Genomic DNA, 24,260 nt, shown 5'->3' with positions numbered 1-24,260 from the left:
AGTCCCGGACTGCTGAATGTCGGCTTACCGACCGCTTCCGGTTTGCTTCCGGTGAACGTGTTCTCTACCGTGGTGGCCTGTCGAAAATGGCCGGGGAGGGCGCGGATGGCAGTTCGGGTGCGACTGTTCGGGCGCACGACCATCGAACTCGACGGCGTCGCCACGCCGCTTCCACCCACCACCGCGACCGTATTGATCCGGCTGTTGCTGGCGGCCGGCGAGCCGTTGACGGTCGACGAGTTGTTTCGCGATGTCTGGGCGCCCCGGAGCGGGCCGGTCGACAGACCGGGCAAGATTTTCGTCCAGAAACGGATCCTCGAACTACGGAAGCTCCTCGACCCGCTCCGCCCCGGCGAACGGTCCGAGATCCTGCGCACGGAGCGTGGCCGGACGTCGGCCTACCGCCTGGTCATCGACCCGGACCAGGTCGACGTCTTCCGGTTCCGCCGGCTCGTCCACGGCTCGCACCACGCCGACCCGGCGACCGCGATCGACACCCTCACCGACGCGCTCGCGCTCTGGTCCGGACGCCCGCTCTTCGACGCGGAGAGCTTCCCCTTCGCGCGGCGGACGATCGAGCAGCTCAGGGAGGCCAGGGAGGCCGCCGAACGCGCCCTGCTGCACGCCTACCGCGACGTCGGGATGTGGGACCGGGCGTTCGAGTTCGGGCAGGGCCTCCTGGCCGAGCGGCCCGACGACGCCGCGCTCGCCGCGCTGATGGACCGCATCCGGCGCGAGGCTCAGGCGCTGCCCCGCAACGTCGTCCAACGGGTCTTCACCTCGCCGCGCACCACCGTACGGATCCTGACCGGCGACCTGTTCGGGCAGGAGGACGCGCATCTCGTGGTCGGGTTCAGCGACACCTTCGACACCTCGACCACCGGCGACATCGTGATCAACAGCGACAGCGTGCAGGGGCAGTTGCTGCGACGCGAATACGGTGGCGACCGCGCCTGGCTGGATCGGGAGCTTCGGCGGGCGCTCGCCGACGCGCCGAAGGTGGCCACGGAGACCCGGGCGGCCAAACGCCGGGGGAAGCTGATCCGCTATCCCGTCGGGACGGTGGCCGTGCTCCGTCAGCCCCGCCGACGGATCTTCGGCGTCGCGTACAGCCGGATGGGCAACGACCTCGTCGCCGAGTCCAGCGTCGCGGAGCTGCGGGTCAGCCTGGACCGGGTGTGGGACGCCGCCGAGCGGCACGGGCAGCTCGGCGTTCTCGCCATGCCACTGATCGGCTCGGGTCTGGCCCGGCTCCCTCCGGTCGGCCGGGAGGAACTAATCAAGATCATTCTTCGGTCCTACGTCGACCGGTCCCGGCAACGGTTGTTCTGCCCGGAGTTGCGGATCGTGCTCCGGCCGGCCGACGTCAGCCAGGTCGACATCCTCGACGTGGCGGCCTTCCTCCGCCAGCTGTGAGCCCGTGCCGGGCCGGGACGCCGGCCGGAGTCGTCGCGCGCCCGCCCGGCCGCACCGTGCCGGGCGGCCCGGGTCACGACCGGGCGTGCCGGTTGTACGCCTCCAGCCCGGCGAAGCGCCCGGGGGCCAGCCAGTCCGATCCCGTGTCGTCCACCGCGCAGCCCGCCTGCCGCAGCCTGGAGGCGATCTTGCGCTGGCAGTCGGGGCTGTCGGTGAGCCGAATGAAGTTGAGCCCCCCGAGGTCGGCCACCGGCCGGGTCTCCCCGACCTGGATCACCAGGGTCCGATCCGGATAGGTCGCCAACGCCATGCCCAGTTCCAGCAGCACGTTGGGGCGGGCCTGCAGGCCGGGCTGGGCCTCGGCGCTGGTGTCGGCGGGCAGTCTCAGATCCGGATGAAGGCTCACCTGGTCCTCGGGGGTCAGCAACACGACGGCCGCCTGCGCGTGGGTGACCCCCCAGCCCACCACGTCCCGCAGGTAGGGTGCGGTGCTGCCGGTCGCGGTGACCAGCGGCTCCCACTCCATCGGACGCAGGTCCAGCGCGCGGAGAAAGTCGAACATCCGGTCGCGGACCTGGTGGTCGCGGCCGTGCACGACGAAGACGCGGCGGGCCACCTCGGGGTGGGTGGCGGGGCCGCGCCTCGTCGCGGGGCCGGCCTCCCGGCCGGCGTCGGCGTGCCGACCGAGCGCACCGCTGCCCGCCGCCCCGGTTGCCGCGGCCGGGGAGACGGAGGCCGCGACGCCCGGTGCCGTCGGCGGCCCGGCTCCGGCCTGCAGCCCGAGGCCGATCTCGCCGACCCGGCGCGCCCGCTCGGCGTCCACGGTCAGGTAGGCGTCGTCGTCGGCGAGCTGCTCCGCGAACCACCCCGCCAGCGCGAGATCGTCGGCGAACGGGCCGTGCCCGTCGGCCCGTCCTGCGCCGAGCCCGGGCACGCTGGTCATGTTCGCCGTCGCCACCTCCACCGTCCGGCGCATCTGCCGGAGCGCGGTGCTGGTCAACACCGCCGCCAACTCCTCGGACCGGACCGCCGCCAGCTCGGAGCCGGCCAGCGGGCCGACCGACGCCGCGCCGCCCGCGGTCTCCGGGGCGCCCAGCACCCGCCGCAGCTCGCCGGCTGCGGCGGTCGCCCCGTCCGCCTGGCCACGCGGGTCACGGTCCCGCCGCCACACCCGGAGCTGATAGTGGATCTTGGCCGCGTGCAACAGATAGCGGGCCAGCGGCGGGAGCCACACCCCGCCGTCCGACCAGAGCCAGGCGCTGAGCGAGCCCTGGGCCCGCTCTTCCCCGACGATCAGGAAGCGCCGCCGGACGCGCCCGTCCTGCCTCGGTGTCGTCTCCCAGACCACCAGCCCGTCGTCGACCGGCACACCGCTCGACGGCCATCCGTCGTCCTCCTGCTCGGGGGGTAGGAACCGCGCCAACTGGCGGCCGAGCCGCTCGATGCCGGCCCCGTCCACCGGGACGGAGCCCGCGACGACCGCCACGCAGAGCACCGCTTCACCCAGCGCCGCCCCGGACCGGCCCGCGGTTGCCAGTTGCCAGCGCCGGTCCAGGTCGGCCCACCAGAGCGCCGGCTCACCCGCCGCCGGATCGACGACGACCCTGCCATCGGCGTCGACCACCCGCGGCGCCAGCGCCACCGACAGGTCGAGCACGTCGTGGCAACGCCGCAGGATCGCCTGATATCCGCTGTCGGGCCGTTCCTGCGCGGCGAGAGCGGCCTCCTCGGGCACGCCCCGCCCGGCGGCCAGCACCTCGGGCAGGTGGGCCGGCAGGTTGGTGCCGTGGATCGGGCCGGTCATCCCGAAGGAGCGTCGGCAGGCGGCCCACAGCTCGCGTAACTCCTCGCCGGCGGCCTCGGCCTGCGGACCGTCGGTCGGGAGGAAGCGGTGCACGACGATGTGTTGCTCAACAATGGGATGGTCGGTCACCAGCGGCCCCTCCGGCGCGGCCGCCGGACGGCGGCGACAACTGGTGCACGAGACGATTGAGTCGATCACGTAACCGCGGCGGGACGGGTTGCGGCGTCGACGCGCCTATCCGCGTGATGCGCACTTCCCCGGCCACTTCCAGAGTGTCGATCACCCGACGCAGAGCGGCGCCGTCCCCGCCAGCGAGGGCCTTCTCCACGTCCTCGACCAGGCGGCCCACTTCCTGCCATTTCCCGTCGGTGAGCCGCCAACCCTGCGCTTCCCGCAGCATCGAGATCAAATCTCTGATCATTCGTGGGTCGAGGCGCGCGGCGGACGCCTCCCGCTCTGGGCCATCCATCACAGCCCGATCCTAGTTCCGTCCCGCTCAGTCCAAGAAGGGCAGTCCGGGTCGGGAAATCGAATCGATCGGCCCGGAGGAAATGCCGTTGGATCGGCGCTCGACGGACTCACGGGAGCGGTTCAGCGGGCACAGGGCCGACCGACGTCGTCCGGCCCGCCGGGCGGGCGGCCCTCCCCCGAAGGCCGCCCGCCCCGTCACGCTATCGGCGGCTCCACTGCTGGTTGGTCTGGCCGGTGCAGGTCCACAGCACGAGCTTCGTGCCGTTGGCCGTGCCCACGTTGTACGGGTCCAGGCAGAGGCCGGACTGCACGCCGGTGATGGTGCCGTTGGAGTTGACGTTCCACTGCTGGTTGGCCCCGCCGTGGCAGTCGTAGATCGTGACCAGGGTGCCCGGCGAGGTGCCGTATCCGGCGGCGTCGAGGCACTTGTTGCCGTAGACCGTCAGCGCCTTGCCGGAGGTGTACGTCCACTGCTGGTTGGCGCCGCCGTGGCAGTCCCACAGCTGCACCTGGGTGCCGTTGGTGGTGGTGGAGCCGGGGACGTCGAGGCACCGCCCGGACAGGGTGCCCACGAGCGCGGTGCCCTGGCCGGTGCCGGTGCCCGGGTCACCGATGCTGCCCGGCACCGACTGCAACGCGGAATACCAGCGGGCGGCCATCTTGTCGTAGCCGCCGGCGGTGGGGTGGATACCGTCGATCAGGTCGGCGGTGGTGAGGGCGCTCTGCATGTCGACCAGGCGCACCCGCTTGCCGGCGTTCACCTTGCTCTGCACGATGCCGGGGATCGCCGCGTTGAAGGTGCGCGCGGCCGCCGCCTGGTTGCTGTTGGACAGCGTGATGATCTGCGCGACGAACACCTCGGCCGTGGGCACCGTGTTGGTGATCTTGTCGATCAGGCTGGAGAGCCGGTTCGGCGCGGTGCTCACGTTGTAGTTCTGCAGGATGTCGTTGGTGCCGATGTGCAGCAGGACGCTCTTCGGCCGCTGGGTGTTCAGCCAGCCGACGATGTTCGCGTCGATCTGGTCGATGCGCCAGCCGGGGTGCCCCTGGTGGTCGTGGTCACCCAGGCTCGCCGGCCCGTTGAACTGCGACCCGACGAAGTCGACCGTGTAGCGGCCTGCGGCGAGGCGCTGCCAGAGGCCGATGCGGTAGCCGCCCGGCACCTGGGTGCCCTCGGTGATGGAGTCGCCCAGCGGCATCACGCGCACCCCGCCGTTGGACTCCGCGCTGGCCGGGCCGGCCGGCGCCGCCAGCACCCCGGCGACCGCCACCCCGAACGCGGCGAGCGCCGCGAGCCACCTTGCCCTCGTTCGCATGGATTCCTCTCCCTGGATCAATCTCTGTCGTCGGTCACGGGCTGGTGCACGTCGCCGTCACGCACCGGTGCAGGTCGGCGTCACGGGCTGGTGCAGGTCGGCGTCGGCGCGGGTGGCGTGCCGGAGCCGAGGAAGCCGAAGGTCGTCGAGCCGGCGGCGGCGAGCGACCCGTTGTAGGCGACGTTGCGCACGGTCGCGGTCGAGCCGCTGGTGCTCAGGGTGCCGTTCCAGACCTGGCTGATGCTCTGGCCGCCGCTGAGGTCCAGGCGGACGGTCCAGCCGCTGATGGCGGCGCTGCCGGCGGTCACGATGACCTCGCCCTGGAAGCCGCCGGACCACGAGCCGACGGTGCGGTAGGTCGCGGTGCAGGCTGCCCCCGAGGGCGGCGGGGTGGTCGTCGGCGGCGGGGGGCTCGTCGGCGGGCCCGTGGGCGGCGGGGTGGTCGTCGGCGGGGTGGTGGGCGGCGACGTCGGCAGGCCCGGCGGCACCAGCGGGCAGGTGGAGTTGTAGCGCGAGACGCCGGTGCTGTCCGCCAGCGGGCAGAGGAACTGGGTGTACCGCGTGTCGTTGTCCAGGAAGATCTTGAGCCAGGGGATCAGGATCCGCGTCTCGGTGGGGTTCGGCCGGGTGAAGGAGAGGTGGTCGTTGCCGGCCAGCTCCGCCCAGGCGTGCTCCACCGAAGCCGGCAGCGTGTTGTAGATGCCCTGCACGTACGACGGCGTGACCGTGCCGTCGTTCTGCCCCGAGATGAGCATGGTGGGCACCTGGGTGGTGGACATGTTCAGGCTGTTGCCGGGCGCGCCGGGCGCGAGGCCGACGGCGGTCTTCAGCGACGGCCGGCGCAGCGCGGCGAGGAGGGTGCCGGCCCCGCCCGCGGAGTGGCCCATGACGCTCAGCCGGTTGGGGTCGACGCGGTCCCGAACCGGGCTGGACCGGGTGAGATAGTCCAGCCCCGCGAGCAGCTGGGTGGCGCGGGCGTCGGCCCCGTCGGTGCGGCTGTTGGTCTCGATGCCGAGCACCACGAACCCGAAGGACGCCAGCCAGGGCCCCATCCAGGCTTCCTCGTTGGCGAACAGCGCGGAATAGCCGGGGACGATCGCCACCGCACCCCAGGTGCCCAGGCTGGTGTCGGTCGGGTAGTAGACGTACCCGCCGTTGAAGCCGTTGCCCGGCGGCACGGTCGCCTGCGTCGTGGCGAACGGGCCCCGGCTGGCGGCCACGCTGGCCAGGGTCGGGTCCGGGCCCCGCTGGTACGGGTTGTCGGCGGCCGCCGCGGGCGGTGTGGTCATCGCCATCGTCAGGCCGAGGACCGCCGCGAGCCCGACCGCGAGCCAGGTGACGATGCCCGACCGGGGCAGGGAGCGCGCACGGGCCCCGCGTCCCTGCGGCGAGGGCGGGTCTGTCGGCAGCTTCACCGGCTCCTCCTTCGATCAGGCAAGGCCCGCACGCGAGCTCGCGATGTTATCGCTCACATTACGTCCGTGATTCATGTCGGTCAATTAATCCGCACGGTTTCGGCCGTTCGGGGCCCTGCCGTCAGCGCGGCGACGGCTCCGGGTGGGTCGCGCGCAGCGACGCCAGCAGCCGCAGCCGGTCCGCGTCGGCGCTGCCCGGCTCGGCGGTGAAGACCAGCAGGACCGGGCCGGGAATGCCCGGCAGCGGGTACGTGTCCCAGGCCAGGACGATGTCGCCGACCTCCGGCACCCGGAACGTCTTGGTGCCGCTGACCGACTCGCGCACGTCGTGCCGGGCCCACAGCCGACGGAACTCGGCGCTGCGGATGCTCAGCTCGCCGACGACCGCGGTGGCGCGCGGGTGGGTGGGGTCGGCGGCGACGGCGACGCGCATCATGCCGATGTAGTCGAGGGCCTGGCGCTCCCAGTCCGGGCAGCTCCGTCGCCCGGTCAGCGCGTCGTCGAACATCAGCAGCAGCATGTTGAGGCGCTCGGGCGGGTGGCCGCCGGGGTCGCCGAGCAGCGCCTGGGCCAGCGGGTTCCAGGCGAGCAGGTCGAGGTGCCGGCCGAGCACGACCGCCGGGGTGTCCAGCACCCGCAGCAGCCGCCGGGTGCCCTCCGGCACCCGCTCCGGGCCGTGGTCGGCGCGGGCGGGCACCGGCCGGCGGGCGGCGCGGGCCAGCGTGAACAGGTGCCGGCGTTCCCGCTCGTCGAGGCCGAGCGCACCGGCGATCGCGGCCAGCACGTCGTCGGACGGGCGCACCTCCCGGCCCTGCTCCATCCGCTGGTAGTAGTCGGTGCTCAGCCCCGCCAGCAGGGCCACCTCCTCGCGGCGCAGCCCGGTCACCTTGCGCCGGCCGCCCGGCTCCAGGCCGACGTCGCGCGGGCGCAGCCGGCCGCGCCGGGCGCGCAGGAAGTCGCCCAGCTCACGGGCGTACGGATGGCTCATGCCGCCAGTGTGGCGCGGCCCGGACCGCCGAGGGTAGGTCCGGCGAACCTAGGCAACCGGGAACGCCGGAGCCGGCCCGCGCCCCGCCTAGCGTCTGCCGCACCGACGCTTCGAGGAGCCGCAGATGACCGCATGGACCGCCGACCACATCCCCGACCAGCGCGGCCGGGTCGCCGTCGTGACCGGCGCGAACTCGGGCCTCGGCCTGGTCACCGCCACCGAGCTGGCCCGCCACGGCGCGCGCGTCGTGCTCGCCGTCCGCGACACCGCCGCCGGCATCGAGGCCGCCCGCCGCATCGGCGGCGAGACCGAGGTACGCGAGCTGGACCTGGCCTCCCTCGCCTCCGTGCGCGCGTTCGCGGCGACGCTGGTCGCCGACCACCCGCGCATCGACCTGCTGGTCAACAACGCCGGTGCGGTGCTGCTCGGCCCCCGCCGCACCTCCGCCGACGGCTTCGAGCTGCACCTCGCCACCAACCTGCTGGGGCACTTCGCGCTGACCGGCCTGCTGCTGGAGAGCCTGGCGGCGGCGCGGCAGGCCCGGGTGGTCAGCCTCAGCTCGCTCACCCACCGCACCGCGCGCCTCGACTTCGCCGACCTGATGTACGAGCGCAACTACCGGGGGTCGGCCGCCTACGGTCGGTCCAAGCTCGCCACCACGGTCTTCGGCGTGGAGTTGGACCGCCGGCTGCGCGCCGCCGGGTCGCCGGTCGTCAGCGTGCTGGCCCATCCCGGGCTCACCCGCACCAACCTGACCCCGCGCGCTTGGGCGCACCGGGGCCGGGCCGGGCGGGCGGTCGCGCGGCTCGGCCTGCTGACCACCCAGCCGGCGCAGCAGGGCGCGCTGCCGCAGTTGCACGCGGCGACGGCGCCGGGCGTGCGGGGCGGCCAGTTCTTCGGGCCAGCCCGGCTGTGGGAGACGTGGGGGCCGGTCGCCGAGGCCCGGCTCGGTCGCGGGGCCGCCGACCCGGCGGCCGGGAAGCGGCTCTGGGCGGCGGCCGAGGAGCTGACCGGCGTCGGCGGCCCGCTCGCCGGCCGGGACCGTCAGTAGCCGCGGAAGTTGTCCTTGCGGATCTGCTTGCGCCCGATGCCGAGGTCCTTGAGCGCGGCGCTCGTCTCGGCGATGAACTGCGGCACTCCGGAGACGTAGTAGGTGGCGGCGGGGGCGTTCGTGGCGACCTGCTTGAGGTCGACCGCGAAGCCCTCGCGGTCCCGGTGGTAGCGGGCGTCGCTGGCGAGTTGCTCCGTCTCGGTCTTGAACGCGTGCCCGTCCCCGACGTGCAGCAGCGTGCTGCGGACGCCGAGCCCGGCGGCGGAGATGTGACGCAGCAGGGAGCGGAACGGCGTGATCCCCACCCCCTGGGCGAGGAAGACGACGTCGTCGCCGGCCCCGTCCAGGGTGAACTTCATGATCGGGCCCCGCATCGTGACCCGGTCGCCGGGTCGCAGCGCCGCGAGCGCCTTCTTGAACCGGCTGCCGGATTCGAGCCTGGTGGCGAGCACGACCTGGTCGTCCTCCGGCGCCGAGGCCAGGGAGAACGGCTTGGCTCCCCCGCCCTTGACGGCGAAGAGGCCGTGCTGTCCGGCGATGTGCCGGAAGGGCCTGGAGGGAGTGAACGCGAAGACCGCCACGCCGTCGTCCTCCGTCCAGCGGTCGGCGAACTTGAGCGGGGTGGACGAGAGAAGACCCATGACTCCTCCTGGGGGTGCGGCAGGACGCCTTTCGTTCAACGTAGCAGATCGTTGAGGTTCCACAACTATCCGACCGCGCCGATGGTCAGCGGAATGGTAGCTTCGTGGCGTGACCTCCGCCTCGAACCCGGAGCCAGGCGTCCCCCTGCCGGTGCTGCTCTCGCAGGCCGGCGAACGGGCCCGGGAGCTCCTGCAACGCCAGCTCGCGTCGTCGCGGCTGCGGCCCCGACACGCGAACGTCCTGCTGCTCCTTGAGCGCCGGGGCGCCGCCGGGCAGCAGGAGCTGCTGGAGCAGCTCAACGTCGATGCCAGCGTGCTGGTGGGCCTGCTCAACGACCTGGAGGGCGACGGCATGGTCGAGCGCCGCCGCGACCCCGCCGACCGCCGCCGGCACATCGTCACCATCTCCGCGCACGGCAGGACGGCGGTCGCGGAGGTCCACGCGTCGATCGACCGGATGAGCGAGGCGCTGTTCGGGGCCCTGACCGACACGGACCGCGACCACCTGCGGCGGATCCTGACGGCAATGTCGGCCGGCAACCCGCCCACGGAGTCGACCTGCCCCGACCATCCGTGAGGCCGACCACCCGATGCGTGACGCGCACAACATGCAGTTGGTGAAGTCTTTGCACTGAGTGCAACATTGGCTGCATGACCAGGACCGAAGGACTACGCGAGCGACGCCGCCGTCAGACGCACCGCGAGATCCAGGAGGCCGCGCTGCGGCTCGCCCGCGAGCGGGGCTTCGCCAAGGTGACCGTGGAGATGATCAGCGCCGAGGCGGGCGTCTCCACCCGGACCTTCTTCAACTACTTCCCGAGCAAGGAGGCGGCGGTCATCGCGATGCCGCCGATGCCGCCCGACGACGACGTCGCCGCGTTCACCGCCGCCGGCCCCGCAGAGCCGGGCGACGTGCTCCTGGACCTGGTCGGCCTGCTCCTGCGCGACATGGCCCGCCACCCACCCGAGCGCGGTGGGCTGCACGCGATGTTCGCCCTTGGCCAGGAACATCCCGGGGTCCTCGCCGCCATGCTCGCCGGTTTCGAGGGATTCCAACGGCAGCTGGCCGTGACCGTCGCCGCGCGCACCGGCGACCAGCCGCAGGACGAGATGCCCCGCCTGATCGCCGGCCTCGCGATGGCCGTCGTCAGGACCGGCATGGAGAACTTCACCACCGGCGAGGACGACGACCCCGTCCCGTACGTCGAGCGCGCCGTGACCACGCTGCGCGCCCTGCTCGCCCGCTGACCTCACCCCTACCCGGAGACCCGGAGACCCCGATGACCGACACCGAAGCGCCCACAGCGACCCGGGAGCGTGGATCGTTCACCCTCCCGCCGCACTTCGCCCTGATCTTCACCGGCCTCATGGCCACCATGCTGCTCGCCTCGCTCGACCAGACCATCGTGTCGACCGCACTGCCCACGATCGTCGGCGAACTCAACGGCGTCAGCCACATGGCGTGGGTGACCACCGCGTACATCCTCGCCGCCACCATCGCCATGCCGCTGTACGGTCGCTTCGGCGACCTGATCGGCCGCAAGACCCTGTTCCTCAGCGGCATCGGCATCTTCCTCGCCGGTTCCCTGATCGCCGGCGCCGCCTCCAGCATGACCATGCTCATCATCGGCCGGGCGGTGCAGGGGCTCGGCGGCGGCGGACTGATGATCACCTCCCAGGCGATCATCGCCGACCTCGTCCCGCCCCGGCAGCGCGCCCGCTACATGGCCCCGATCGGCGCGGTCTTCGGCCTCTCCTCCGTGGTCGGCCCCCTGCTCGGCGGCTACTTCACCGACCACGCCGACTGGCGCTGGGCGTTCTGGATCAACCTGCCCGTCGGTCTCGTCGCCCTGGCGATCTCCGCGTTCGCCCTGCGCCTGCCGCGCCGGAGCAGCCAGGTCTCCATCGACTACGTCGGCATCACCCTGATGGCCGCCTCGGTCACCGCCACCGTCCTGGTCGCCGTCTGGGGTGGCACGCAGTACGCCTGGACCGACCCGCTGATCCTGGGCCTGGCCGCCGGCGCCGCGCTCGGCTGGGTGCTGTTCTTCCTGTCGCAGCGCCGGGCCGCCGAGCCGATCATCCCGCTGTGGCTGTTCCGCAGCCGGATCTTCAACCTGGCCACCCTGCTCAGCCTGATCACGGTCGGCGTCGGCATGTTCGCCGTCATCGTCTACCTGCCGACCTACCTGCAGATGGTCTACGCGGTGAGCGCCACCGAATCCGGCCTGCTGCTCATCCCGATGGTCGTCGGCATCATGGGCACCGCCCTGCCCTCCGGGCAGCTCATCAGCCGGACCGGTCGCTACAAGATCTATCCGATCATCGGCACCGTCCTGCTGGGCGTGGCGGCCCTGCTGCTGTCCACCCTCGACGTGCACACCTCCCTCTGGGCGGTCTGCTCCTACATCTTCCTGCTCGGCGCCGGGCTCGGCCTGATCATGCAGAATCTCGTCCTCGCCGTGCAGAACGACTTCCCCGCCGCCGCCGTCGGCACCGCCACCTCGGCGAACAGCTTCTTCCGGGAGATCGGTGCCACCCTCGGCAGCGCCGCCGTCGGGGCGATCTTCACCAGCCGGCTCAGCGACCAGCTCGCCCTCCGGCTCTCCGGCGGCGCGGCCGGCGCGGTCGGCAACACCGACTCGCTCACCCCGGCGGCCGTGCACTCGCTGCCGCCCGCGGTGCAGGAGGCCGTGGTGGCCGCCTACCAGCACGCGCTGACACCGGTGTTCGGCTACCTGATCCCCCTGTTCGCCGCCGGCCTGGTGCTGGCGCTGCTGCTGCCAGAGAAGAAGCTCGCCGCCACCCACACCGAGACGGGCGCGGACACCGCGACCGGCCCGGACGACGCCGCACGGCCCGTGGCGCCCGCACCGGCCCTTTCGGCCTGAGCGGGCGACCAGGGGACATGTCAACAAACGCTAGGCTGGCCGCATGGAGCACAACTGGCTGGACGAGCGCGAGAGCCGCGCGTGGCGGGGCTTCCATCACCTGCGCGCCGCGTTGACCGCTCGGCTGGCCCGGCAGCTCAACCAGGAGTGCGGGCTCACCGAGGCCGACTACGCCGTCCTGGTGAACGTGTCCGAGGCACCCGGCCAGCGGATCCGCTCCCGGGACCTGTGCCGCGCCCTGGACTGGGAGCGCAGCCGGTTGTCCCACCAGATCGCCCGCATGCAGGCACGCGGGACCGTCGAGCGGGCCCCGTGCCCGGACGACGCCCGGGGATTCGACGTGGTGCTGACCGCAGCCGGGGCCGCCGCCATCACGGCGGCGGCGCCGATCCACCTGGCCGCGGTGCGGCACTGCTTCGTCGACCTGCTGACCCCGGAGCAACTGGACGTCCTCGGCGACATCGCCGACGTCGTCACGCAGCACCTGGCCGCCGAGCACGGCGAGGCGACGGGCGACGACGACACCTGCCCGACCAACCGCTGAGCTGCCCCTTACACCGTGGGTGGCGGCCCCGGCCGCCACCCACGGTGTGTCGTTCGCCAACACCAGTTTTGTTGACGTATCACGGCAAGGTCCCTAGCTTTGTTGACATGACAACATCTCAGGTCGGGCTCTCCCCGGTCGTGGCGGCCGAGCAGCGGCGCATACCCGGCTTCACCTCGCTGCTCTCCGTCGACCTGGAGAAGCTGGGCGTCGCCGCTTCGCCGGTCGCCGTGCTGGACGACTTCCGGGTCGACGGCCTTCCGTTCTCCCCGCACCCGCACGCCGGATTCGCGGCCGTGACCTACGTGTTCGAGGACTCGCCGGGGGACGTGCGCAGCCGCGCCTCCTCCGGCGTGGACCTGCGCGTCGGCCCCGGCGGCATCGTCTGGACCGACGCCGGCAGCGGCGTCATCCACGAGGAGGTTCCGGCGACACCCGGCCGGGAACTGCACGGGCTGCAGATCTTCGTCAACCTGAGCGCCCGCAACAAGCTCTCCCCGCCCCGGGTCCACCACCTGCAGGGCGCCGACGTCCCGCAGTGGGTCGGGGACGACGGCACCCGGGTCCGGGTCGTGGTCGGCTCCTACGCCGGCGTCGCCTCGCCGCTGTCCCCCACCGAGCCGTTCACCCTGCTCGACATCCACCTGCGCGGCGAGATCCCGTTCGACCTGCCGGCCGCCCACCACGCGATCGCCTACGTGCTGGACGGGACCGTGACCGCCCGCACCGCCGACCGGGTCGTGCCGGTCGGGGGCACGCACGCCGTGGCGCTGACGGGCGCCGCTGGCCGGGTGACGCTGGCCGCCGCCGAGCCGGCGCACCTGCTCGTCATGGCCGGCGCAGAGGTGCGCGACCCCGTGGTCACCGCCGGCCCGTTCATCATGAACGACCACGCCCAGATCCAGGCCGCCGCAGCCCGCCACCGGGCCGGCGAGATGGGCCGCCTCGCACCGATCGCCGACACCGACCGCTAAGGAGAACGACATGACCAGCTCGGCCAACATCGACCTCGTCCGCGAGCTCTACGCGAACTCCGGCTCGCCGGACGTCGCCGCCAAGCTCATGGACCCCGACATCGTCGTCGACATCACCCCGGGCTACCCGTACGGCGGCGTCTTCCACGGCTACGAGAGCCTGATGGGCGACTTCTTCGGCCCGCTGTTCCAACTCTTCGGCTCGATGCGCGCCGAGGCCGACGAGATCTACGCGGACGACCAGGGCCACGTGTTCGTGCTTGGCCACTACCACGCCGTGACGAAGGAGGGCGTCGAGGTGACGTCGCGGTTCGCCCACGTCTGGACGGTGGAGAACGGCCGCCTCGTCCGGGAGTGGCAGACCGCGGACACCGCCGTGCTCACCCAGGCACTCAAGAACTGAGCTGGCGGCCCGGGAGCTGACCGGCGTCAGCCACCGGTGAACTCCGGGGCGTGGGCGGTGACCCACTGGCGGAAGGTGCGCGCCGGCCTGCCGAGCAGGTCGGCCACCGTGGAGGTGACGTACGCCGGTTGTCCCGTCGCGGCGCGCCACGCGGCCAGGAGCATGTCCACGGCCGGGCGCGCGGCCTCCGGGGCGGCGCGCCGGAACTCGTCGGGCGTCATCTCCTCGAACGTGAGCCGGCGGCCCAGCGCGTCGCCGACGATGCGCACCTGTTCGGCCTGGGTCAGCGACTCGGGTCCGGTCAGGACGTGGTCGCCGCCGACGTGGCCGCCCTCGCGCAGGATCCGCGCGACGACCTCGGCCACGTCGCCGTCATCGACCGGGGCGGTCTCGGCCGCGCCGTACGGCCACCGGACCACGCCGTCGCCCCGGATCGCGGCGGCCCACCAGGACAGGGCGTTCGACGCGAACATGCCCGGCCGGATGATCGTCGCGTCGAGCCCGGCGGCCGCGATGAGCCGCTCGTTTTCGGCGTGCAGCGCCGCCATCGGGTTCGGCTGCTGAAAGAACGGGTGCGGGGTCCGGTGCGGCGCCGACAGGTAGACGACCCGGCGCGCGTGGGCGGCCAGCCGGTCGACGACGGCCGGCGCGGTCTGCGGCGGGGCCGTCCAGACCAGGAAGACCGCGCCGACGCCGGGCAGCGCGGCGTCGAGCGACGCGGGCGCGGTGAGATCGCCGGTGACGACCTCGACGTCGGCGGGCAGCGTCGCCGCCGACTCGGCGCGGCGCACGAGGGCGCGGACCGGCACGCCCGCCCCGGTCAGCAGATCGACCACGGCGCTGCCGATGCGCCCGGTCGCCCCGGTGACGAGCACCGGCGGCCCTCCTGCGGATCTCACGTCAGCATGCTGTCCCATGCGCCCATTCAAACGTTACCAAGTTACAAAAGCAACCCGGTAACAAAGGTTACGCTGGCGCGGTGAGCGAGCCGGTCGGGCTGCGGGCCCGCAAGAAGGCACGGACCCGGGACGCGATCGCCGACGCGGCGATCTCGCTGTTCCTGGCGCGCGGGTTCGACCAGGTGTCCGTGTCCGACATCGCCGCGACGGCCGAGGTGTCGAAACCCACTCTGTTCCGCTACTTCCCCACCAAGGAAGACCTCGTCCTGCACCGCTTCGCGGACCACAACGGCGAGGCCGCGCGCGTGGTCGGCGAGCGCCGCCCCGGCACCGCGCCGATCGCGGCCCTGCACCAGCACTTCCGCGCCGGCCTCGACCGTTTCGAGCCCGTCACCGGCCTCAACGACCACCCCGAGGTGGTGGCGTTCCACCGACTGGTGTTCGGCACCCCGAGCCTGGCGGGACGGCTACTGCAGTACATGCGCGACGACGAGGACGCCCTGGCCGCCGCCCTCGACCCCGGCGTCCGAGGCCGGCTGCTGGCCGCCCAGGTGATCGCGGTGCAACGCGTGCTCGCCCGCACCAACTGGCAGAAGATCGCCGCCGGGCGCACCGCACGCGACGTACACCCGGAGGCGGTCGCCGACGCGGACCTGGCCTTCGCCCAACTGGGCCGCGCCACGAGCCACCTCTAAACGGCTCCCGGGGAAGGAGGGCGGCAGCCGGGCGGGCCTGGTGGCGGTCGCCCGTGCCCGGCCTGCGGCCCATCAGGTGGCAGGAAAGTCGGCTCCTCGGGAGAGCGCGGCGGAGCCGCGGATGTCGTCGAGGGTGCCCTCGAGCGTGGTGACGACCGCGTCGAATCCGGCACTGCCCAGGACAAGTCGGCGCGGCGGGGTGTCCTGACCCATCGCGGCGATCACGGCGCGGGCTCCGCGCCGCGGGTCACCGGGCTGCTTCCCGTCCTGATCGATCATGGCGGTGCGGACCTTCTCCAGCATCGGCAGGTACGCCGGGATGCTCTCCTCGACAGCTTCGTCGGCGAAGCCTGCGTAGGCGCGGGTGCGGAACGCGCCCGGCTCCACCGCCATCACCTGGATGCCCAGCGGGGCGACCTCTGCGCGGAGCACCTCGGTGACGGCTTCGAGCGCGGACTTGGCGGCGCTGTAGTACCCGAATCCCTCGACACCGCGCAGCCCGGCCACCGAGGACATGTTGACGATCCACCCGCTGCCTCGGGTACGCATGCCGGGAAGGACGGCACGGATCACGGTGAGGACGGCGAAGAGGTTCAGCTCGAAGATGCGTCGGACCTCGGCGTCGGCCATGCCCTCGATGGAGCCGTACCAGCCGCGGCCCGCGTTGTTGACCAGCACGTCGATGCCGCCGAGGTGTTCTTCGGTGGCACGCACAGCCTGCTCGACGGCCTTCTGATCGGTGACGTCGGTGGTCAGGATCAGGACGCGGTCGCCGTACTGCCGTGCCCACGACTCCAGTTCTTCGGGCCGTCTCGTCGTCAACGCCACCCGGTCGCCGTCGTCCAGCGCGGCCTCGGCGTACGCCATGCCGAACCCACCCGGGGTGCCTCCGGTGATGAACCAGGTCTTCATGCTCGTTCCGTCCCTCGTCCGGCGCCTGCCTGTCTTCGTCCCACCCTCGGCCCTCTCCTCGGGAGAAGGTCCAGGGGCGGCGGCTGTGACCACGGTCGCCCCAGGCTCCGGTCCGGTCAGGATCACCGGACCGTCAGGCGGAGGCCAGGCGGAACACCGGCCACCCGAGTTCGGTCCGCCACCGCTCGGAGTGCCCCGTGTCGCGCGGCCCGACCAGGTACGTCTCGTGGACGGGCCCGTCGACGCCCAGGGCGTGGGAGGCGACCCAGGCGCCCAGGCGGCCGTAGGTGACGTCGATGTCGTCGTGTGGCCCCCGGTGGACCGCGACGGCGAGGTCGGCGGACGGCAACTCGACAACCTCGATCCGGCCGCTCGCGCGTGGGCTGCGAACCGGGCGGAAGACCGTCATGAGGCCGATGCCGTCGGTGAACAGCTCGTTGGCGTACCGCCCGCCGGGGGGCCCGGTGCGCTCGGCCGGCGGGAAGGCCTCGTCCAGCTCGGTCATCGCCGTGTCGAACCAGGCGAGCGCGTGCTCGTGCCGGACCTGGGCGCGGATGGCGACCACGGTCCGGGCGGGAACGGAACGCAGTTCGATCTCGAGCGCGGCGGCGTCCGGACGCAGCAGCTGGCGGAGCGACACGACGGCGGCCCGCGTGCGGTCCAGTTCGGCCTCAAGTCGCCGCAGGTGGCCCGCGACGAGTTCGGTGCGCCGTTGCGGGTCGTCGGTGGCGAGGATCGACTTGACCTCGGCCAGGGGCACGTCGAGCTGCCGGAGCCGGTGGATGACCTGCGCGGTCGCGATCTGCTCGGGTTGGTAGTACCGGTAACTCGTGTGCGGGTCGACCGCGGCCGGCGCCAACAGCCCGGCCTCGTGGTAGCGGCGCAGGGTCCGCACGCTCAGGTGGCTCATGGTGGCGAACTCGCCGATGGTCAGGCCTTTCCGCATCGTCACAGCATCCATCTCACACGACGTTCTGAATCTCCTGGTCAGTGGTGCTCACGGGGTTGCTTCCTTCCGACGTGGGGCTCACGGTTCGATCGTGAGCCGGGTGATCAGGGCGCCGTCCAGGACGAATCGGTAGCGCAGGTCCGCAGAGCCACCCGGAAAGTCACCTTCCAGATGCTGCACCACGTCGAAGCGTGCCTCACCCACCCGGTGAGCACCGACGAAATCCGTGGTGTACGTGTACCCACTACCCCCGTTGACCAGCCAGTTTCGGACCTCCTCCGTCCCCCGGTAGCTACGGCCCTCGTCCGTCACCACCGCGTCCGCAGCGAACGCGCCGGCCGCGGTCTCCGTCTCCCGGGCCTCATGCGCGGGGAGAAAGCCCCTGATCACCGCCGGCAGCTCCGGCCAGTTGATCGCGGTTCCTCGCTTCGAGTTCAGTTCCATGCCCCAACGATCAGGTCTCCCGCAGGGGGAGGGTCAACTCTCGGCGCGCCGGTCGGATCGGGTGTCATCCCCGGTCATCCGGTCTGCTGAGGGTCGTCCCGGTCCGGTGCGGCTGGCCGGGTTGCTGCACTTCGCTGCCGCACTTCCCCGGCGGCGTCGATGACGTTGCGGGCGGCGGCGGCCACGGCGCATCCCGATCTCCGGCAGATCGGGCAACGCCCGTCGGGCCCGGGTCGGTGCGCGCGCAGGACCCAGCGGGCGGTGAGGATCAGCCGGTTGCGGATCTGCGCCAGGGACAGGAACGGCGCGGTCATGCTCAGGTCACCCCGAGGGCGGCGGCGAGCTGGACGACCGTGGCCGGGGCGTGCGGGTCGCGGGCGACCTGGGCCACGATGTCGCGGGCGGCGGGGCGGTGGCGCACCTCCGCCGGCGCGACGCGCTCGGCCTCGGCCAGCGCGCGGGCGGCGCGGGCCGGGTCGTCGGCGTGCAGGTAGGCGCGGGCGGCGTCGAGCAGGTGCGCGGCCCGGTGCTCGGCGGGCAACCACCGCCACCCGTCGCGCGCGATGCTCTTCTCGTGCCAGGTGACGGCGTCGTGGGCGTGGCCGAGGTCGAGGGCGGCGACCACCCGGGCCAGGTCCACGGCGGTCGGCCCGAACGCGGTCCGATGGTGGTCGTGGCCGTCGCCGACCCGGGCGGCCATCGCGGCGGCCTCGTCGAGCAGGTCGGCGACCGTGCGGTCGTCACCGTGGCGGGCGGCGGCCAGGGCCCCCTGCACCAGCAACGTCCCGCACAACGACAGCTCCGCCGGTGACGCGTCGTCGGGGTCCGGCGGGGCGATCCGGTACGCGGCGGCCAGCGCCGTCGACAACGCCGACCGCACCCGCCCCGAGGCCCGCATGACCTGGCCGAGCTGCACCGTGACGGCAGCCACCAGCACCGGATCGCCGGTCGAGGTGAGCATCGCCCGGTCGGCGGCCAGCCAGGCAAGCTCCGCCTCGCCCAGCTTCACCAGCAGCGACGCGGTCAGCCGGTACGCCTCCACCACCGTCGCCCGACCCCGCCCCGGATCGTCGGCGTGGGCGCGCTGCGCGCCGGCCAGCAGCTCCGGCAGCAGCTCGGCCACCCGCGGATACCGGGCGTGCTGAAAGGTGATCCAGGCATGCCCGACATCCCGCGCCACCCGGTCCGCCGGCACCCCCGGGCAGCCGACCACCGGGCGTCCCACCGCAATGTCGTACGTCGACAGCGCCTCCCGGATCCGCTCCACACCCTCGATCCGCCCGGTCACCTCGGCGGGCCGGGCGTCGCGGCCGAGCAGCACCGCCGCCTCGATCCGCAACACGGCGGCGACGTCGTGCAGGGTCGACACCCTGTCCAGGGAGCGGACACCCCGCTCGACCTTGTCCACCCAGCTCTTCGACTTGCCGAGCCGATCGGCGAACACCTGCTGCGACAACCTCCGCCGCCCCCGCCAGTAGGCGACCCGCCGGCCGACGGGTAGCGACTCAAGACTGTCCACGACGCCACCGCCGGTCGGGTATCGCCTTGGTGGTCTCCTCGGCCGGTATCCGCTCGGCCTCGGCCTGCGCGAGGAGCCGTTGCTTGGCGGCTTCGTGCTCGGCCGCCTGGATCTGCTCACCCCGACTTTGCGCCGGCTTATCGTCCTGATCCCGCATCCCCACCTCCGTTGGTAGGGGCGCGACGGCAAGCTCTTGGAAGGACCGTCGCCGTCGCGCCCGGCGTCGGTGACAGCCATCAAGCAACAGCCGGTCACCTAGCTGTCACAGATTGGCGTGGTCGCTGGTGAGCACACAGGTGCGGTCAGTGCGAGGCGGAGATCGCAAACTATCGACTCGGACGCGCCGTACCAGTCAGCGCGCGCAGCCCATCAGGTCGACCAGGTTCGTCAACTCGTCCGTCATCGCCCGACGGCGACCCGCTGCGATCGACTCCACGATGTCCCGGGCGTACCGCTGTTGCCGTAGCCAGGTAGGCGCTGTGCCGCGCAATTGCGTCAGCACCGCTGTCGCCTTCCCGTACCGTCGCAGCTCTGCATACGCCCATGCCAGATCCAGCCGATGCCGCCGCCACGCCGACTTGCTGATGGTCGGCACGGGCGGAACCAGCGCAGACAACTCCAACACTCGCCCCGCATCGCCGGCCACGGCCGCCGCCTCCGCCCGCTGCATCTGCACCTTGGCGGTGTCGAACCCACCCACCAGCATCAACTGCTTCTCCGCCGGCACCCGCTCACCGATTCGAACCGCAGCGGCGGCGGCGACACTGATGAGGTCGGCCGCCTCATCCGGTCGGTTGTCCCTGGACCGCGCTGCAGCGGCACTCAGCAGTAGCCACCCCCATGCGGCCAGGTCAGCCGGAGTCGCCCGGGACAGTCGGGGCTCAACCTTGTCAGCAGTGACCACCGCCAGCTCCGCAGCCTCACGGATACGGCCCTGACGCATCAACAGCCAGCACATCGTCCGGATGACGGTGGCTGCCACCACCAAATCCCCCGACCGCTGCGCGGTGTCAAGCGCTTCCGACAGCGCAGTCTGCGCCAAGTCGTCGGAGCGCAGTTGGATCAGCAGACCTCCCGCCAAATGCTGGGCACGAGCGAGCAAGTCATACGCCTCAGCCCGCCTCTCATCACCAGCGAGATCGACTGCAGCGCGCATGTTCACCAACAACGGCGGCACGACCCGCAACGCGACGGCGTAGTCACCAGCGTTGTAGACCCGATCGGCAGCGTGCAGATTCCCCCGCAGCGCGTCAAGGCCGGGCGGCTCACCTGCCGGCATCATGAGCGGAGCACCATCGATCCCCCGCACAGGCGCAATCACCCGGCGAATCTCCGCCAACGACAACTGCCGATGACCCGGTTCTCCCTGGGCAGCAGCCTGCGACGCATCACCCAGAAGCGCGGACGTCGCCACCCCGAGGGCACGAGCGAGCGCATGCAGGGTGTCGAGTCGAGCCGTACCCCGGCTGCCCTGCTCCAGCTTCCGGATCACCTCGACGCTGACGCCGGACCGCTCGGCAAGCTGCTCCTGCGTCAGCCGCGACTCTCGGCGAATCTCCGCAAGGCGATCCCCGACGGTTGGCCCGGTCATACCATCTCCCGCTAGCGCATCCAGTGACCGCCCACCGGCATCACCCCGACGAGCTCCCACTTCGGACGGTACACCCGACCCAGATCGCAAACAGTGTCCCGACGCCTACGCGGCGATCAATTGGGCACGGAGCCCTTACGCCGTCCAGCCAGCCGTGAGGACCTCGGATGCTCAGTGGGCGGAAGCCGACGACGTCCGCCACTCCCGACTGATCAACCCGTACACCCACGAGTCAGTGGCGCGCTTGCCGACGGCTCACTGCGGTTCATCCTCATCCCCCTGAACAAAGGGAGGCTGGTTCATCCGCCTTAGGTCGTCGACAGATCGAGACAGCCGGTAAGCGTCGATCACATCACGACCTACCAAGATTGCCTCCGGTTGACGGCGGAGAAGCCGCCTCCACGGGCGTAAGCGCTTCGAGCCCGGAGCAGACTCAATCTTGCGCCACCGCTGATTGCCTCTCACTTGCCGGCCCGCTGCGGCCAGTCGCCAAGTGAGCCGCACTGCACGCGCCAAACCGTGACGACGTGCAGACCGCCATGCAGTTGCGAGTCGCTTCCGATCGTTAAGGCCATGCCCGGGAGGCGGATTGCCGAAGTCCTGAAAGCCTGCATCAAGATCACCTACTCGCACCCCATGGGCCAACAGGAGCGCGAGGAAGAGGTCAATCCTCTCCGCAGTACCTCGCGCAACATCGAGGAACTCGCCCCAGCCGATTCGACGTGCGACCTGCTCAGGCCCTAACTCCCGCCAGGTATCCCACTCCCAGTTCTCGGAGGCTGGGCAGTTCGATCCATGACCGAAGCTTGAGCGGAGCAGATTGGACAAATCGCCCTCAGCACGGATGACGTCCAGGCCGAATGCCTCGTAGGCGGCATGCAGAGAAAGCCGCCCACGTAGGACCAGGCTGGAGACCTGGGCAAGGTGAGTAATGATCCGTCGGGCCGCACTTCGGTAGGCGGCCAGCCCTTCTGCCGCCGACATCTGCTCTGCATGTGCCTTGTCAAAGTCGCCCGCGACCTCGCCGAGTGAGATGTCGCGATAGGCGACGGACGTCTCCCTGTAGCGCTCCACCGCGTCAAGGAACTCAGCCGCCTTCGCTTGCGTCACACCGAATCGGCCAACCGCGGCCGTACCGATGGTGGCAAGCAGAGCGAGATCCCAGCTGTCCGCGAGCTCAGCCCAGGCTTTCGCCTGCTGTCGATGCGCCTCGGCCTCCTGCAACTGGCCTTGGCGCCGCTGGACGCGCAACTGCCCCAGCACGATCAAGGCGCTTACGGTCGCTACGGCTGCCGCCGCCCAAGTCGCTAACGTCTGCTGATCCACGTCAAGCCTGTCTGGTGAGGGGTCCTCGGCTACACATGTGACTACACCAGGTACGCAAACCGCATCCAACGAGTCCCTGGAAGGCCCCTGCCCCGGTATCGGGGAGGGCGACGAGCAATGCAACGATCGCCATCCGCGACGCCTGCTGTCGGTACGCAGCCAGATTCGGCCGCCTCCTCCCAGACCCATCTCACTTGGCTAAAGGATGTCTCGTAACTCGGCGGCTGGTCCATGGTGGATCATGTTGTGGTGCAGGTGATCACGGCGTCCCGCTCGGAGTGGATCTTCCCGTTCACCGGGCTGCAGCCCGTCCAGTTCCGCAGGCTGGTCCGGGTGGTCGCCGAACGCGGCGGGGACACAATCGCTGACGGGCGGCCCGGACGGCAGTGGTCCCTCGACCTCGCCGACCGGGTGCTGCTGGTCGCCGCGTGATGGCGCACGAACCTGACCATGCGGCAGATCGGTCCGCTGTTCGGGGTGTCGCACTCCGCCGCTTACCGGGTCATCGACACCCTCGGCCTCCTGCTCGCCCTGGCGCCGGTACGCCGGCGTCGGGTCGACCAGATCGCGATCGTCGACGGCACCCTGATTCCGACCCGGGACCACCGGCTGGCCGCCCCGAGCAAGAACTACCGCTACTCGGCGAACCTGCAGGTAGCGATCGACGTCCACACCCGCCTGGTCGTCGCCCTGGGCGACCCGCAGCCGGGCAACCGCAACGGCACCGTCGTCTCCCGCGGCTCAGGTATCGGCCAGAGGCTGGCCGGACGGCCGGTCATGGCCGACGGTGCCTACCGCGGCAACCCCGAGGTGATCATCCCGTACCGCAAACCCATCGACGGCAGCGAACTACCCGACTGGAAGAAGGACCTGAACCAGCACCACCGCACCGTCCGGGCGCAGGTCGAACACGCCCTGGCCCGCATGAAGACCTTCAAGATCCTGCGCGACTACCGACGCGCCGCCCGCACATTGGCCGACACCGTCTCCGGCATCGCCCACCTCCACAACATCATCCTGCGTGGGTGACACCGACACCGCTGACCGGCAACGCCATCACCGAGTTACGAGACATCCTTTAGGTCGACCGTCATCATCAGACGACTTGCTCACCGCTACCCAGAAGAGCGCTAGGGATCCGGCCGCTGGCTACGGGTCAGGTCCGCTTGCGGCTCGCGATCTGGTCAGAGAGCTGCTGCACACGGGCGGGGTCCGCGTCCCGGGCAAGGGCGACGTAGTGGTCCATGACAGCCGGCCGGTAGCGCACGGGCAACGTCTGTCCTGGGGCGAGTCGGGTGAGCTCGGTGATCGTGAGGTCTTCGTCTGCGATACCGCGGAACGAGACGCCCTCGGCGGTCTCCACGTCGAACATCAGGACCACGCGAGGGTTGCTGTTCACCTCCCGCCAGTCGACGAGGACGCCGAGCGCAAGCGCCCCCGTGCGCAGTTCCGCATTGCGCTTCCGGGCATCACTGCTCAGGAGCGGGTTCGGGGCGACGCCCGGGAAGTCGGGCCCGACGCCGAGCGATTCCCGACTCAAGTCGGGCCTGAGCTGCGCCATCAGATCGTTGAGCTTCTTCGAACCGAACATCCTGGCCCCTCCCTCACACCGGTGCCGGAATCTCGGCCTGACGCTTCGCCCGCACCGCGACTGTACGTCACGGTCATTCTCGACCACCGTCGCAACGCCTCCGCCGATCACCGGTGCTGACCGCCACTTCGGGCACGCACCGCGCACGCCGGTCCGCCCGACTGGCAAGAAAGGCCCGCCCGGCAACGCATCCAAGCCCCTGCCCAAATTTACACAAAAGCCGATCATCGGATTATACGGATGTTCGACGCCTTACCCAAGAATTCACAGTTTTCGCCCGAGGACTACCTCAAGCTAAGCAGAATCAGCCTTGGAGAGCCATTGCAGGCTTTTCCGACTCCTCACAAGCCACTTACGTAGCGCTGGCCGATACCGCTGAGTAATCGAACAGGCGCCGTGGTCGACTAGTTGACCGCGTCA

General features: G+C 71.4%; 25 protein-coding genes and 1 pseudogene. 10 read left to right on the top strand and 16 right to left on the bottom strand.

The genetic code is table 11. From position 1 onward, the window contains the following. The first annotated feature begins 105 nt into the window (after positions 1 to 105). Positions 106 to 1,416 carry a macro domain-containing protein gene (locus ACVMYR_RS26920; protein WP_457123077.1) on the top strand — a complete coding sequence of 437 codons (1,311 nt, stop codon included), beginning with the start codon at positions 106 to 108 and terminating at the stop codon, positions 1,414 to 1,416. 73 nt (positions 1,417 to 1,489) lie between these two features. Here ACVMYR_RS26920 and ACVMYR_RS26915 read toward each other — a convergent pair whose 3' ends face one another. The 5 genes from ACVMYR_RS26915 to ACVMYR_RS26895 form a co-directional block, all read right to left on the bottom strand. Further along, positions 1,490 to 3,349, bottom strand: coding sequence for a CATRA conflict system CASPASE/TPR repeat-associated protein (locus ACVMYR_RS26915; RefSeq protein WP_457123076.1), 1,860 nt, complete (start codon positions 3,347 to 3,349; stop codon positions 1,490 to 1,492). Continuing rightward, entirely contained in the window at positions 3,327 to 3,620 is a 294-nt protein-coding gene (locus tag ACVMYR_RS26910; RefSeq protein WP_457123123.1) for a CATRA system-associated protein, read from the bottom strand. The genes ACVMYR_RS26915 and ACVMYR_RS26910 overlap by 23 nt, the downstream gene beginning before the upstream one ends. 271 nt (positions 3,621 to 3,891) lie before the next feature. Further along, a complete protein-coding gene (locus ACVMYR_RS26905; RefSeq protein ID WP_457123075.1) occupies positions 3,892 to 5,007 on the bottom strand; it encodes a ricin-type beta-trefoil lectin domain protein in 1,116 nt (371 codons plus the stop codon). 80 nt (positions 5,008 to 5,087) lie between these two features. After that, positions 5,088 to 6,365, bottom strand: coding sequence for a poly(ethylene terephthalate) hydrolase family protein (locus ACVMYR_RS26900; RefSeq protein WP_457123122.1), 1,278 nt, complete (start codon positions 6,363 to 6,365; stop codon positions 5,088 to 5,090). Between the two features lie 178 nt (positions 6,366 to 6,543). Then, positions 6,544 to 7,410 carry a helix-turn-helix domain-containing protein gene (locus ACVMYR_RS26895; protein ID WP_457123074.1) on the bottom strand — a complete coding sequence of 289 codons (867 nt, stop codon included), beginning with the start codon at positions 7,408 to 7,410 and terminating at the stop codon, positions 6,544 to 6,546. 124 nt (positions 7,411 to 7,534) lie between these two features. Between ACVMYR_RS26895 and ACVMYR_RS26890 the strand changes: the two genes are divergently transcribed. Further along, on the top strand, positions 7,535 to 8,461 hold the full coding sequence (locus tag ACVMYR_RS26890; protein WP_457123073.1) for an oxidoreductase: 927 nt from the start codon (positions 7,535 to 7,537) through the stop codon (positions 8,459 to 8,461). On the opposite strand, the gene ACVMYR_RS26885 is transcribed toward ACVMYR_RS26890, so the two are convergent. Further along, positions 8,455 to 9,102 carry a ferredoxin--NADP reductase gene (locus ACVMYR_RS26885; protein ID WP_457123072.1) on the bottom strand — a complete coding sequence of 216 codons (648 nt, stop codon included), beginning with the start codon at positions 9,100 to 9,102 and terminating at the stop codon, positions 8,455 to 8,457. The two genes, ACVMYR_RS26890 and ACVMYR_RS26885, sit on opposite strands and share 7 nt — an antisense overlap. Positions 9,103 to 9,211: 109 nt before the next feature. Between ACVMYR_RS26885 and ACVMYR_RS26880 the strand changes: the two genes are divergently transcribed. From ACVMYR_RS26880 to ACVMYR_RS26855, 6 genes are all read left to right on the top strand, one after another. After that, entirely contained in the window at positions 9,212 to 9,679 is a 468-nt protein-coding gene (locus ACVMYR_RS26880) for a MarR family winged helix-turn-helix transcriptional regulator (protein ID WP_077936941.1), read from the top strand. Between the two features lie 74 nt (positions 9,680 to 9,753). Further along, entirely contained in the window at positions 9,754 to 10,350 is a 597-nt protein-coding gene (locus tag ACVMYR_RS26875) for a TetR/AcrR family transcriptional regulator (RefSeq protein WP_077936940.1), read from the top strand. Positions 10,351 to 10,382: 32 nt separating this feature from the next. After that, the gene (locus ACVMYR_RS26870; RefSeq protein WP_091284404.1) at positions 10,383 to 11,993 is read left to right on the top strand and encodes an MDR family MFS transporter; all 1,611 of its coding nucleotides are present in this window, start codon (positions 10,383 to 10,385) and stop codon (positions 11,991 to 11,993) included. A 43-nt stretch (positions 11,994 to 12,036) separates the two neighbouring features. Further along, positions 12,037 to 12,537 (top strand): MarR family winged helix-turn-helix transcriptional regulator, encoded by a 501-nt coding sequence (locus ACVMYR_RS26865; protein ID WP_077936938.1) that lies wholly within the window; start codon positions 12,037 to 12,039, stop codon positions 12,535 to 12,537. Between the two features lie 107 nt (positions 12,538 to 12,644). After that, positions 12,645 to 13,511 (top strand): pirin family protein, encoded by an 867-nt coding sequence (locus tag ACVMYR_RS26860; protein WP_457123071.1) that lies wholly within the window; start codon positions 12,645 to 12,647, stop codon positions 13,509 to 13,511. 10 nt (positions 13,512 to 13,521) lie between these two features. Beyond that, positions 13,522 to 13,914, top strand: a complete 393-nt coding sequence (locus ACVMYR_RS26855) for a nuclear transport factor 2 family protein (RefSeq protein WP_457123070.1) — start codon at positions 13,522 to 13,524, stop codon at positions 13,912 to 13,914. Between the two features lie 26 nt (positions 13,915 to 13,940). Here ACVMYR_RS26855 and ACVMYR_RS26850 read toward each other — a convergent pair whose 3' ends face one another. Further along, positions 13,941 to 14,813, bottom strand: a complete 873-nt coding sequence (locus ACVMYR_RS26850; RefSeq protein ID WP_457123069.1) for an NAD(P)H-binding protein — start codon at positions 14,811 to 14,813, stop codon at positions 13,941 to 13,943. An 80-nt stretch (positions 14,814 to 14,893) separates the two neighbouring features. On the opposite strand from ACVMYR_RS26850, the gene ACVMYR_RS26845 reads away from it, so the two are divergent. Then, positions 14,894 to 15,508 (top strand): TetR/AcrR family transcriptional regulator, encoded by a 615-nt coding sequence (locus ACVMYR_RS26845; protein ID WP_396788104.1) that lies wholly within the window; start codon positions 14,894 to 14,896, stop codon positions 15,506 to 15,508. A 72-nt stretch (positions 15,509 to 15,580) separates the two neighbouring features. Here the strand turns inward: ACVMYR_RS26845 and ACVMYR_RS26840 are convergent, their stop codons facing one another. The 8 genes from ACVMYR_RS26840 to ACVMYR_RS26805 form a co-directional block, all read right to left on the bottom strand. Continuing rightward, on the bottom strand, positions 15,581 to 16,420 hold the full coding sequence (locus ACVMYR_RS26840; RefSeq protein ID WP_457123068.1) for an SDR family NAD(P)-dependent oxidoreductase: 840 nt from the start codon (positions 16,418 to 16,420) through the stop codon (positions 15,581 to 15,583). 133 nt (positions 16,421 to 16,553) lie between these two features. Next, a complete protein-coding gene (locus ACVMYR_RS26835) occupies positions 16,554 to 17,366 on the bottom strand; it encodes a MerR family transcriptional regulator (RefSeq protein WP_457123067.1) in 813 nt (270 codons plus the stop codon). Between the two features lie 81 nt (positions 17,367 to 17,447). Continuing rightward, entirely contained in the window at positions 17,448 to 17,813 is a 366-nt protein-coding gene (locus ACVMYR_RS26830) for a DUF4440 domain-containing protein (protein ID WP_077936932.1), read from the bottom strand. Positions 17,814 to 17,887: 74 nt separating this feature from the next. After that, entirely contained in the window at positions 17,888 to 18,127 is a 240-nt protein-coding gene (locus tag ACVMYR_RS26825) for a hypothetical protein (RefSeq protein ID WP_431894494.1), read from the bottom strand. A 2-nt stretch (positions 18,128 to 18,129) separates the two neighbouring features. After that, on the bottom strand, positions 18,130 to 19,332 hold the full coding sequence (locus tag ACVMYR_RS26820; RefSeq protein ID WP_457123066.1) for a helix-turn-helix domain-containing protein: 1,203 nt from the start codon (positions 19,330 to 19,332) through the stop codon (positions 18,130 to 18,132). Further along, the gene (locus tag ACVMYR_RS26815) at positions 19,319 to 19,489 is read right to left on the bottom strand and encodes a hypothetical protein (protein WP_457123065.1); all 171 of its coding nucleotides are present in this window, start codon (positions 19,487 to 19,489) and stop codon (positions 19,319 to 19,321) included. Before ACVMYR_RS26815 ends, ACVMYR_RS26820 begins: the two co-directional genes overlap by 14 nt. A gap of 195 nt (positions 19,490 to 19,684) precedes the next feature. After that, positions 19,685 to 20,923 carry a helix-turn-helix domain-containing protein gene (locus ACVMYR_RS26810; RefSeq protein WP_457123064.1) on the bottom strand — a complete coding sequence of 413 codons (1,239 nt, stop codon included), beginning with the start codon at positions 20,921 to 20,923 and terminating at the stop codon, positions 19,685 to 19,687. Between the two features lie 255 nt (positions 20,924 to 21,178). Then, positions 21,179 to 22,249 carry a hypothetical protein gene (locus ACVMYR_RS26805; RefSeq protein ID WP_457123063.1) on the bottom strand — a complete coding sequence of 357 codons (1,071 nt, stop codon included), beginning with the start codon at positions 22,247 to 22,249 and terminating at the stop codon, positions 21,179 to 21,181. A gap of 249 nt (positions 22,250 to 22,498) precedes the next feature. Between ACVMYR_RS26805 and ACVMYR_RS26800 the strand changes: the two are divergent. Beyond that, positions 22,499 to 23,278 (top strand): annotated as a pseudogene (locus ACVMYR_RS26800) (transposase family protein). A 127-nt stretch (positions 23,279 to 23,405) separates the two neighbouring features. Here ACVMYR_RS26800 and ACVMYR_RS26795 read toward each other — a convergent pair. Continuing rightward, complete coding sequence (locus ACVMYR_RS26795; protein WP_457123062.1) at positions 23,406 to 23,840, bottom strand: hypothetical protein; 435 nt, start codon at positions 23,838 to 23,840, stop codon at positions 23,406 to 23,408. Between the last annotated feature and the right edge of the window lie 420 nt (positions 23,841 to 24,260).

Source organism: Micromonospora sp. PTRAS2, assembly GCF_054052245.1.
This window is presented reverse-complemented; position numbering and strand designations above follow the sequence as displayed.